Raw genomic sequence first — 9161 nt, forward strand, 5'->3', positions numbered from 1 at the left:
GGAAAAACATTCCGCGAATCTTTACATATCCCGTTTATGAATATGTCTGGCCAACACTTTGGCAACCTATTGAGGAATCTTGTTAATTTTACCCCAAGTTGAACTACTTATAAGCAATCAAATTAACATAAACGTGATCTTTCGCTAAATACTGAACAAGATACTGATAGGTCGATAAATTAGCCACTAATGAAATAGGATTTTTATGCCTTTATACAACAAAATGCTTTCAGTCGTAGCACTGAGGCCCCTGTTAATGTAAGCTGCACGCCCGCCGTTCAGGCTATACCAAAGCAACGATGCGATGTTGCCACAAGAGATCCATTAATGAGTTTTTCCGCCTTAGGTTTATCCGCACCACTCCAAAAAGCCGTATCCGAACAGGGCTATGACACGCCATCTCCCATCCAAGCGCAGGCAATTCCAGCTGTACTAACGGGCAAAGACGTCATGGCTGCGGCCCAAACGGGAACAGGAAAAACCGCAGGTTTTACGCTGCCATTACTGGAATTACTCGCTAAAGGCCAAAAAGCCAAGTCAGGACAAACTCGCGCCTTAGTCTTAACTCCTACGAGGGAACTGGCGGCACAAGTTGGCGAAAGTGTTGAAACCTATGGTAAATATCTACCACTGCGTTCAGCTGTGGTCTTTGGTGGCGTGCCTATCAACCCGCAAATCAATAAATTACGTCATGGTGTTGATGTGTTAGTTGCCACACCAGGGCGACTATTAGATCTTGTGCAACAAAATGCGGTGAAGTTTAATCAACTTGAGATCTTAGTGCTCGACGAAGCGGATCGTATGTTGGATATGGGCTTTATCCGTGATATCAAAAAAATCCTTGCACTCTTACCCGCTAAGCGACAAAACCTGATGTTTTCAGCCACCTTCTCCGATGAGATCCGTGAGCTTGCAAAAGGGTTAGTCAATCATCCGGTTGAGATTTCCGTCACGCCGCGCAATGCCGCCGCAACGACGGTTAAACAATGGATTTGCCCCGTTGATAAAACGCAAAAATCAGCCCTGCTGATCCAACTCATCAAACAGGAAAACTGGCAGCAAGTGTTAGTGTTTTCGCGTACTAAACATGGCGCAAACCGACTCGCGAAGAGCCTTATCCAAGCCGATATTAGCGCTGCCGCGATCCACGGTAATAAAAGCCAAGGTGCGCGCACCAAAGCCCTCGCCGACTTTAAGAGCGGTGAAGTTCGCGTATTGGTTGCGACCGATATTGCCGCCCGCGGTTTAGATATCGATCAGTTACCGCAAGTTGTTAACTTTGATTTACCTAACGTGCCTGAAGATTATGTGCATCGGATTGGCCGTACCGGCCGTGCTGGCGCCACAGGCCAAGCCGTTTCATTAGTCAGCAGCGAAGAAATTAAACTGCTTAAAGATATTGAGCGATTAATTAACCGCGTGCTCGAGCGCCAAGAAGTTGCAGGTTTTGGCCCAGTGCATGCGCTGCCCGAAACAACGCTCACTCCCCAAGGTAAAAATCATAAAGTACAAGCCGTGGCAAGCCAGCATAAACACCGCAGTGCAGGAAAACCTGCCCCACGATCTGGTTCTGGCCGAGATGCGTCTCAAACATCAAGCGTTCGAGATGGCAACCACGATAAGCACAGCACGCCATCACGCAACAGCAATGAACGTCATAAGACCGAGGCAGCAGTTACACGCTCGCCAAAACCAAAGAGTAAGCATCCTCAGCGCGATGGCGGCACAACTAACAGTGCAACGGCAGGGAACAATGCAAAAGCGAAACCGCATTCAGGTGCACAGCAACGTAGCCATGCAGAACGAAGCGACAAATCAAACAATGATGGACGCCGCCAAGAGCAGCCCAAAGGCCGCAATCCACACAGTGCAAAACCGGCTTCGAATGAGCCGAAACAACACTCACATCGCGCAGATAACCGCCCGAATCGTGTTAAGCCTTAATCGCGTTAACTAATAATCGCCGTTAAGCTTCAGCCAGTTATCCTAAAATACACAATAAAAATGCCCAGAGCCTAAGCGCTGGGCATTTTTATTTTACTAAACAAATTGATAGCGATAGTGCTAAATCCCTAGACTGTGCGCACCTTAAATTGCAGCATCGCTTCACGTAATGAATTTGCCTGTTGGGAGAGTGACTCACTGGCTTTAGCCGTTTCAAAAGCGCTGCTAAGCACAGACTCACCTGAATCCCGTATGGTATTGATCCGTTGACTAATATCCTCAGCCGTGACAGCTTGCTCCTCACTCGCGGTAGCCACTTGCGCATTAGCCTGCGATAACTGGGTTAAGGCATCCGAAATCTCAAACAAGTTTTGTTTGATTTGATTGACTAATAGAGAGGAGTCTTTGATTTGTAATTCATTTTTACCAAATGAATCCACAGCTGATTTCGCATCAAGCACTAAAGTTTGAATAAGTTCACTGATTTCCTGTGTAGCTGTTTGGCTGCGAGTTGCTAATGCACGAACCTCATCGGCAACCACGGCAAACCCTCGACCTTGCTCACCCGCTCTTGCCGCCTCAATAGAGGCATTTAAAGCTAACAAATTGGTCTGGCCTGCAATCGCATCAACTACAGACACAAAATTTAAAATTTTACCCGTACTGGCCTGTAACTGTTGGATCAGTTGACTGGATTGCTGAGCGCTAGCCACTAATTGCTGAGCAATTTTCTCACTCGCGTCAACAACGGCACAGCTTTCTTTCACTCGGCTTTCCGCCTGTCCAGAGGAGTAGGATGCACTCTCGGCGCTGCTAGCAACTTCAGTAATTGTCGCCGCCATTTGGGTCATGGAGGTGGCAACTTGATCTGTATCTTCCTGCTGACTAAGTATCGCTTTACGGTTATTTTCAGCTACAGCATTAAGCTCTGTAACCATAGATGCGATTTCTTCACTGCGACCAATCACTTGCCCAACGGTTTTACTGAGGGTTAGGGCCATTTGATTCATACTAATAGTCAGCTCGCCCAGTTCATCTTTCGATTCTACTGTTAATTCTCGGCTAAAGTTTCCCGACTCCATCATGGCTGCTGCATTACGCAGGCGCATAATCGAACGTACTATGTACTGACTAAAGGCGATTCCGATAACTAAACCTAAAATCAAAGCGATAGAAGAAATAACTATCAAGCCGTAAATGGCGTCTTGCTCTTCGTTCTCGGTAACAGTGACTGCTGTTTGTGTCATTTGCTCTAAACGCAACGCAAACTGGCTTAGCTGGGTATTAAATTCACCTTGGGTTTGTTCAAGTTCATTCACCTGTTGCACCAATGCCGCAGGATTAGTGTGTTGCTGGATTGCGGCGACCACGGTGGCAAGCTTTAGATCGTAATCTCGATAAACTCGAATAATATTGGTAATTTCTTGAGTTAACTGTTGTGTTTTATCTCGTAACTCTGAAGATTGGGGATATGCTAACGCCTCATTGAGCATGGTTTGGGTCGACATCAACTCATTATTAATCCGCTCTTTATGTTGAATCACTTCTCCAATAAAGCCGTCAATTAATCGCTCCTGCGCTGAAACGGGTATCTCAGAGGCTCTGAAAACCTTCTCAAGGCTAATCGAACTCTCAAGCTGCAAGATAGTAACTTCATTCGATAATTTTACTAATGGTATGTTTTCTAATGCAATTGTGTGAATCTCATCGGCAACTCGCTTCATTTTTAGCAAGCTAAATCCTGCTAATAACAGAATCAGTAGCAGCATAATGCCGATTAAACTGCCCATTTTATATCTGATCTGCAAATCTCTTAAGAAGCCAAGCATAAGGATGCTACTCCAACTGCCAATGTCTTATTTGTCTTTATTTAGCATAGTCGGAGTTTTTGGCTTTGCAGTGACGAGCAAGCATGACTAAACAAAAATAGTGGCAATCTGCAAACTTAACGTTTGAGTCTACGACTTAAGCATAAGGAGAAATTTGAGACTGAATCTTGGTTAAGCTAAACCGCTATAATAAGAGAGTGGGAAAATAAGCGTTGGGATGCCATAAACGCCTGTGAAAACTTGCATTTGACGGGAAGATATCCGAAGATCCCAACGCCTTTTTATTGCGTTAAGCCCTAGATGACACACTCAACCCCGACCGACACGCTATTGCCCGATAGCCATAGCCAAATCCGCGCGCAATTTCCCACCCTCTCGCAAATGTTGGGCGATTATCCCCTGTGTTATCTCGATACCGCGGCCACCAGCCAAAAGCCGCAGTGTGTGTTAGAGGCAATGGCACAATATTACCAATACGACAATGCCAATGTGCACCGCGCAGCGCACCAGTTATCGGCGCGAGCCACTTCTTGCTACGAGAAGGTGCGCGATCAATTGCAGGTATTTATCAATGCCAAACGCCGTGAAGAAATCATTTTCACCCACGGTACCACTGAGTCCATCAACTTAGTCGCGTTTGGCTTAACGCCACAACTTAAATCAGGCGATCTGATTTTGATCGACAGCGCCGCCCACCACGCCAACATTGTTCCGTGGCAAGAATTGGCAAAACGCACTGGCGCTATCATTAAACCTATTCCGCTGACTCAAGATTGCCGACTTGATCTAAATGCCTACCAAGCCTTGCTGGAACTGAAACCCAAGGTTGTCGCCCTGTGCCATGTATCCAACGCCTTAGGTACGGTAAATCCGGTGGTGGAGTTAGTTCGCCAAGCAAAAGCCCAAGGGGCACTCACCTTAGTCGATGGCGCGCAGGCCGTGGCACATTTAAGCGTTGATATGGCCGCCATCAATTGTGATTTTTATGTGTTTTCAGGCCACAAGATGTACGGCCCGACGGGCATTGGCGTACTTTATGGCCGTTTCGAGATACTCGATACCCTTACACCGCTGCTTACGGGCGGCGAAATGATCAAACGCGTTAGTTTTGATGGCACCGAATTTGGCAGTTTGCCTAATCGCTTAGAGGCTGGCACACCGCCGATCAGTGCAGTGATTGGCCTTGGCGCCGCTATCCGCTTTTTGCAACAACACCTCACGCCAGAGGTTAAAGCCCATGAAGCTGAACTGCTTCAGTATTTGCAAAACCAACTGCGCGCCCTTGGCGATGTGCATCTGTATGGCGCACATCGCGATAATATTGGCACCGTCGCTTTTAACCTTGCCGATGAACATCATCAGGATGTGGGCATTTTATTAGATCAACAAGGCGTTGCAGTTCGCTGCGGCCATCACTGCGCCATGCCCTTAATGCAAACCCTTAACCTTAAAGGCTGTTGCCGCGCCTCGATTGGTATCTACACCAATAAAACCGATATCGACCGCTTTATTGCCGCCTTGGCCTCAGTTAAAGAATTGCTACTCTAAGGTTTATCCTTAAAGCCATCAGCAAAACAGATAAAAAGAGGATAGTTCCCCATGACATTGCCAATCATGCCTCCAGCAACCGATTTTGCTTATCAGGTTGAGGATGCAGCGACATTACTAGCACGATTTGAGCAGGCACCAAACTGGCAGGAAAGATATCGCCAAATCATGTTACTCGGTAAAACCTTACCGACTTTAGCGGACGCGTTTCGCCTTGAGTCTGCTCAAGTGAAGGGCTGCGAGAGTAATGCCTGGCTGTACCATCTAGAGCAAGACGGTAAGCATTATTTTCTGGCCGATAGTGATGCGCGCATCGTGAAGGGGTTAATCGGCATACTGCTCAGTGCCTGTCACGGCAAACAGAGCGACGAGATACTCGCCTTCGACCCTTCCGCCTATTTCAAACAATTAGGGCTAGAGGGCCAATTAAGTCCCTCGCGAACCAACGGCTTACATGCCTTAGCTAAGGCAATGATTGATGCGGTAAAACCCTAAATCAATCTGCGGGTTAAATCGACAAAAGAGGGATTTAATCAAAGACTTCTATGCTTTAACAGGGTATAAAGAAGTACAAATGAGCTTAATCTAAAGGAGAGTGCACGTCCATGAAGGTTATCAATCACCGTCGCCGAACTCTGCTCAAAGGCCTCAGTGCAGTTACTGGATTGAGCGCCGCCAGTGCATTAAGCCCTTTTGCCAGTTTCTCTAGTCTTGCAGCGCCGCTTCCTCCACGTGCACGGCGCTTATATATCGATGGTTTATCCTTTTTGCCCGATGATTTAGCCGATGTTCGCGCCTCAGGCCTCGATGCCTTTCTGTGTGATATCTCCGCCATTGAAACCATTGAACAAGCCGACGGCACCTTAAACTACAAGCGAACCTACAAAGCCTGCCTGGACAGCATCCAACAAGCAGCAAAACGGGTGAGCGAGCATCCCGATATCCTCTTACAAGGCTTAACAGGACGCGATATCCAGCTTGCGAGGGAGAGCAATCGCACGGCAGTTTTCTTTCAAATCCAAGGTGCGGACTGTGTTGAAGATGATAGTGATGCCAACCAATGGGCCCGTGTCGATGAGTTTCATCGCCAAGGCCTACGCGCACTGCAACTCACTCACCATTATGGCAATACCTTTGCGGGCGGAGCGCTAGATAACGATGCCAATGGCGGACTCAATAAACCGCTGACGAATCATGGGCGAGCGCTTATCGCAAAACTCAACCAAGCCAATATATTAATCGATGTGAGCCACTCAAGCGCCCAGACCGCGTTAGATGTGGCTAAACTGAGCCGCGCGCCAATCGTTCAAAGCCATGGCGCGGCGCGCGGGATCGTTAAACATGCCCGTTCTAGCCCAGATGAAGTGATCCGTGCTATTGCTAATTCAGGCGGTGTTTTTGGTGTCTTTATGATGAGCTTTTGGCTCACCAATAAGGCCGTCCCAACGATCAATGACTATATCCGCCAATTAGAATATGTGGCCCAGGTCGGTGGAGTTGATTGTGTGGCCATCGCCAACGATTTTCCGCTCAGAGGCCAAGAAAATCTGTTAGCCCTGAATAACGATAATGCCCAAGGCATTAAGGAATATCAGGATTGGTGGTACAGCCTAAGGGCCAAAAAAGTATTAGGCTTTGATGCCGAGCCAAGGCATGTAGTCATTCCTGAGTTAAACCATATCGAACGCATGAGTCGGATTGATGATGCCCTAGCCAAGGCCCGATTTAAATCGACCGACCGCGACCGCTTTATGGGCGGCAACTGGCAACGAGTGTTAAATCAAGTATTAATCTAAATCCATCACCGCATAACTGGTACTTAGATAACAGCTCCAAGACAGCTTACTCGAGGATGATGGGAAACCTAACAGGATAACCATGCTAACCACACTTGCCATCTCTAACTACCGCACCTTAAGGGAAGTCGTCTTACCCCTGGGCCGACTTAATGTCGTCACTGGCGCTAACGGTAGTGGCAAATCTAATTTATACAAAGCATTACGTCTATTAGCGCAAACGGCGCAGGGTGGCGTAGTCAATGCTTTAGCACAAGAGGGCGGCTTAGATTCCTGTTTTTGGGCTGGACCTGAGAATCTGACCAAGGGCATGTTAGCAGGTGATACCCCCATCGAAGCGACCGTAAGGCAAGCGCCAAAACGCCTAAAGCTAGGCTTTGCGGGCGAAGATTTTAGTTATCTGATTGAACTTGGCCTGCCCAAACCCGACTCGACGACCCTCTTTGGCTTAGATCCCCAAATCAAACGAGAGGCGATTTGGAATGGTGCAAAATACCGTCCAGCAAGCGTCTTAGTCGAGCGCCGCGGCCCTATGGTGAAAAGTCGCAGCCAAGATGGCCAAGGCTGGATTACCCTAAGCGCACACCTGCAAACCGGTGACAGTATGTTTACCGAACTTGCCGATCCAGAACGCAGCCCTGAAGTGTTAACGCTAAGGGATAGCATTCGTGCTTGGCGTTTTTATGATCATTTTAGAACCGATGCCGAGGCTCCGGCCCGCCGCCCTCAACTTGGCACAGCAACGCCCGTGCTACACCATGATGGCCGGGATCTTCCCTCTGCTATACAAACTATTTTTGAAATTGGCGATAAGAGCGCTTTTGACCATGCGGTGAGCGATGCCTTTCCGGGAGCGAAGGTTCGTATCACGCCTCAAGCGGGTGGGATCCTACAACTTGAATTTCATCAGCAAGGTTTATTAAGACCACTGCATGCGAGCGAGTTATCCGATGGCACACTGAGATATTTACTGTTAATTGCCGCCCTGTTGACTCCAAGACCACCGGAACTCATGGTGTTAAACGAACCCGAAACAAGCCTGCATCCTGATTTATTACCCGCATTAGCGAGACTTATCGCTAAGGCGTCCGAGGTATGTCAATTATGGGTAGTGTCACACGCTAATCGATTAATCAATGCCTTAAGTCAGTTTGAGGAATGTAATACTTTGGCTCTGGATAAAACCCTAGGGCAAACTCAAATCTTAGGTCAGGATTTGCTCAATACACCCAGTTGGCAATGGCAAAACAGCTAGACCTCACGCATCATAAAATACCGCCAGCCATAGGGTTTCGCCCTGTATACAAGTCGAAGCGACGCGGTGTTTTTCATGGGGCGCGATGGTGAGATAATCTCCTGGTTTAAGTGTTAACAATCTACCTTGCTCAAATTCGAGTTGTGCCTCTCCTTTGAGCAACATCACCCATTCATATTGTGTTTGATCGTACCAATCACCCTCAGGGGTTGAATGGCCTTTGGAGATAACGCGCTCAATCTTCACATTGCCATTTCCGGCAAGGGTTTCAAACACTTCTTGTGAAAGATCACTTGGGAGTGACTGATAAAAATTTTGTAGCATCATGAATCCAGATCTCGACTTAAGGGCAAGATAATCTATTGAGAAACCAAAGTATAACCCGTTATCATAGGCCTATTTGACTTAAGAAATTTACCAGATAAGTCAGTTGTATCATATGGATTTGGAGATGTTGACCTATGTCGTTGTTGAACGCATTTAAAGCAAAGTTGTTTAATACCAAAGAAAAACGCGGCGTCCAGCAAGACATTCCATCTCAAGCAGCTCGGCCGCAAGCCACTCAAGCAGCCTCCTCGTTTAAGCCTTATTTTAGCCTTGCCATCCAGGCCACTCCGGCGCAAGCCAATCGAGTGGATACTCAGGCAGCGATAAATCGATATTATTTTGATAACCCGCAAACCATTGAACTCCTTGGCTGGGAACATAAACATGAGTCCTGTACTTTTCACGATACTCAGTTTGACAGCATTGAGGTCAATGGACCTGGGCAATATTTTTATCTAGGCA

General features: G+C 47.4%; 7 protein-coding genes and 1 pseudogene. 6 read left to right on the forward strand and 2 right to left on the reverse strand.

What is annotated here, in order from left to right; genetic code table 11:
* Positions 1–327 precede the first annotated feature (327 nt).
* Positions 328–1944: a DEAD/DEAH box helicase gene (locus L976_RS01030; protein ID WP_047533300.1), complete on the forward strand. Its 1617-nt coding sequence runs from the start codon at positions 328–330 to the stop codon at positions 1942–1944.
* A 128-nt stretch (positions 1945–2072) separates the two neighbouring features.
* Here L976_RS01030 and L976_RS01035 read toward each other — a convergent pair whose 3' ends face one another.
* Positions 2073–3773, reverse strand: a complete 1701-nt coding sequence (locus tag L976_RS01035) for a methyl-accepting chemotaxis protein (RefSeq protein ID WP_047533303.1) — start codon at positions 3771–3773, stop codon at positions 2073–2075.
* 300 nt (positions 3774–4073) lie between these two features.
* Here L976_RS01035 and L976_RS01040 point away from each other — a divergent pair, with 300 nt between their 5' ends.
* The 4 genes from L976_RS01040 to L976_RS01055 all read left to right on the forward strand — a co-directional run bounded on the left by L976_RS01040 (position 4074) and on the right by L976_RS01055 (position 8372).
* Positions 4074–5321: an aminotransferase class V-fold PLP-dependent enzyme gene (locus L976_RS01040; RefSeq protein WP_052183950.1), complete on the forward strand. Its 1248-nt coding sequence runs from the start codon at positions 4074–4076 to the stop codon at positions 5319–5321.
* Positions 5322–5372: 51 nt separating this feature from the next.
* Complete coding sequence (locus L976_RS01045) at positions 5373–5816, forward strand: SufE family protein (RefSeq protein ID WP_047533306.1); 444 nt, start codon at positions 5373–5375, stop codon at positions 5814–5816.
* Positions 5817–5926: 110 nt separating this feature from the next.
* Entirely contained in the window at positions 5927–7117 is a 1191-nt protein-coding gene (locus tag L976_RS01050; protein ID WP_047533309.1) for a membrane dipeptidase, read from the forward strand.
* A gap of 82 nt (positions 7118–7199) precedes the next feature.
* The gene (locus tag L976_RS01055) at positions 7200–8372 is read left to right on the forward strand and encodes an AAA family ATPase (RefSeq protein ID WP_047533314.1); all 1173 of its coding nucleotides are present in this window, start codon (positions 7200–7202) and stop codon (positions 8370–8372) included.
* Between the two features lie 3 nt (positions 8373–8375).
* Here L976_RS01055 and L976_RS01060 read toward each other — a convergent pair whose 3' ends face one another.
* On the reverse strand, positions 8376–8696 hold the full coding sequence (locus L976_RS01060; protein ID WP_047533315.1) for a cupin domain-containing protein: 321 nt from the start codon (positions 8694–8696) through the stop codon (positions 8376–8378).
* 137 nt (positions 8697–8833) lie between these two features.
* On the opposite strand from L976_RS01060, the pseudogene L976_RS01065 reads away from it, so the two are divergent.
* Positions 8834–9161, forward strand: a pseudogene (locus L976_RS01065) (toxin-antitoxin system YwqK family antitoxin); the annotation flags it as partial.

The organism is Shewanella sp. ZOR0012 (assembly GCF_000798835.1).
In the GTDB taxonomy this organism is placed as follows: domain Bacteria; phylum Pseudomonadota; class Gammaproteobacteria; order Enterobacterales; family Shewanellaceae; genus Shewanella; species Shewanella xiamenensis.